This window comes from Aeromonas salmonicida subsp. salmonicida, from assembly GCF_001643305.1.
GTDB classification, from domain to species: domain Bacteria; phylum Pseudomonadota; class Gammaproteobacteria; order Enterobacterales; family Aeromonadaceae; genus Aeromonas; species Aeromonas salmonicida.
Genome location: NZ_LSGW01000013.1, coordinates 1 through 2002 on the forward strand (window position 1 = coordinate 1; position 2002 = coordinate 2002).

General features: G+C 43.7%; 2 protein-coding genes and 1 pseudogene. 2 read left to right on the top strand and 1 reads right to left on the bottom strand.

Going from position 1 to position 2002, the window contains the following annotated elements:
- Window positions 1–203 (bottom strand): annotated as a pseudogene (locus AXW79_RS01395) (plasmid replication protein repA); the annotation flags it as partial.
- Between the two features lie 785 nt (window positions 204–988).
- Here AXW79_RS01395 and AXW79_RS21925 point away from each other — a divergent pair.
- Complete coding sequence (locus tag AXW79_RS21925) at window positions 989–1561, top strand: ParA family protein (protein WP_005321586.1); 573 nt, start codon at window positions 989–991, stop codon at window positions 1559–1561.
- Window positions 1561–1908: a hypothetical protein gene (locus tag AXW79_RS01400; protein WP_005321591.1), complete on the top strand. Its 348-nt coding sequence runs from the start codon at window positions 1561–1563 to the stop codon at window positions 1906–1908. Before AXW79_RS21925 ends, AXW79_RS01400 begins: the two co-directional genes overlap by 1 nt.
- Window positions 1909–2002: the final 94 nt, after the last annotated feature.

Below are 2002 nucleotides of genomic sequence, written 5' to 3' on the forward strand. Positions count from 1 at the left end.
ACCCGCAGGCTGGCAAAATCGGTGCGCGAGAGGATCGCCTGCATGACCAGGCTTTCAGCTTCACGAGCTTCTGATCTGTTTTGGCGGGGTTTGCCCGATAGCTTGTTGATCTTGCCGCTCAGATTGGCCAGCGTGGGTAAGAGCGAGGGCTTGGCATAATAGTCACGCACCTTGTCGATCAAGGTTTGGATAAAGTGCGGCAAGGGTTTCCTGGTCTCTGGCTCATTGAAGTGGTGCCAGGCAGGAGCATCAGGACGATGGCCACAGCGATTGCCGGAGCCAAGCCATTGACCTGGATGCGGGTAATGAGATCGCCCCCACATGAATGGGGTCTCTTTTGGCGAGTTAGTGTCAGCAGCTCTGCATATGTCCTCTTGAGAGGAATGCGCCCCACTTGGCTGGAATGCCTGTAAATCTAAATGCAACACCCTTTACCCAAGCTTAGAAACTGGGTAAATACACGTTGCCCGCTGCAGTTCGTTCTTCGCGTAACACTTATGGTCCGAATACACGCTTATCTCCGCCATAATGGGCGGGTTGAACCAGATCAGTCCCTAGAGTAAACTCTGTCTTGTGATTGAGGAGTTTACCCTTTATCTAGGGAAATTCTTTCAGAAGGCCAGCCTGCCAGGGCTGGCCTTCTTCATTTCTGGAAACCGCCATTTCAAATTAAGTGGGCTCAAAAGCACACGGTTAACTAGCTGCGCCCATCCTTTGAGCCTATCAATTTCACCCTGCTATCTTTGACCATAACAAGTTTTGGATCAACGGTAATGATCTGCGTCAGACCAGATTTTTTGCGACCCAAGTCACACAAAACAAAACAACATAACACTTTAAGGATCCAAAAAAAGCAAAATCAAAGCACATGACTAGTCTAATCTGGACTAGATTAGACTAGTCCAAACCATTGTTGACTAGAAGTCTTGGACACGATAATGTTAACGATAGAATATCCACAACATGTCCAACGTAGGAAGGTGAAGACGTGAAAATAGCATCTATTTGGAATCCCAAGGGAGGCCAAGGAAAAACTACAATGACCATCAACTTAGCTGCCGCCGCCTCCAAGCTAGGGCTAATAACTCTTGTGGTGAGCAGGGATGTCCAAGACGACGATATGTCAGTATTTGGCCAAGGTGATTTTCCCTTCACTATTGTCAAATCATTACCTTCTGAAAAACCAAATGCAGACTTAGTACTTATCGACTATCCCGCAGGCTATCGTGAAAAACCAGATAGCCATGTTGTGGTATGCCCTGTCGTTCCATGTAGACTGGATTATGCTGCATATATAAAAGCTAGGCACATTCTTGACGGTTGCGATGTAATAGAAATTTGCAACAGAGGAGATATGAGAAGAAAGGATGAGCGGGATTTTATCCTTTTAATGCGTAAGGATGGAGCAAGTGTTGTAAGAAATAGAGCTGCTTTTATTAATGCACACAATCAAAGCAAAACAATTTTTGATTCTGATTTCGCTAAAACAACTAGAATAGGTGAATCAAGAGCAGAAATAGAAGGGGTTTTAGCTCGAGTATTGAATCAGAAGGTAAATTGATGATGGCAAAAAAAATAGGTGTCGCAAGCTGGGTTGAGGATACGAGAAGAAAGTCTGAAGAGGCTGCAAAAGAAGGCAGAAAACTAATAAATGAAGAAGGAGTTAAGACAAAAGAGCAATCAGCAAACATAATGTTTGAATATCCTTGGCAAATGCACGATCCGGATAGCAAGGAAAGAGAGAAAACAGTATCATCTATAAAAGTTAACGAGTTTACAAAGGAAGTCCTTCTTTATCTATCTAAAGAAACAATGGTTTCAGAAAGAAAAAGAATAACAAATATTGTCGAGTTAGCGCTACGTGATATTGCGGAGAGAATTGAAAATGGAAAATTCAAATCAAATTAATGCGAGCCTGCACATAATTCTGAGTAACGGCCAACTCCATTACAGGTGACAGATCAGGCGATCACCGAACTCGATAATAAATCGATTCAGGGCA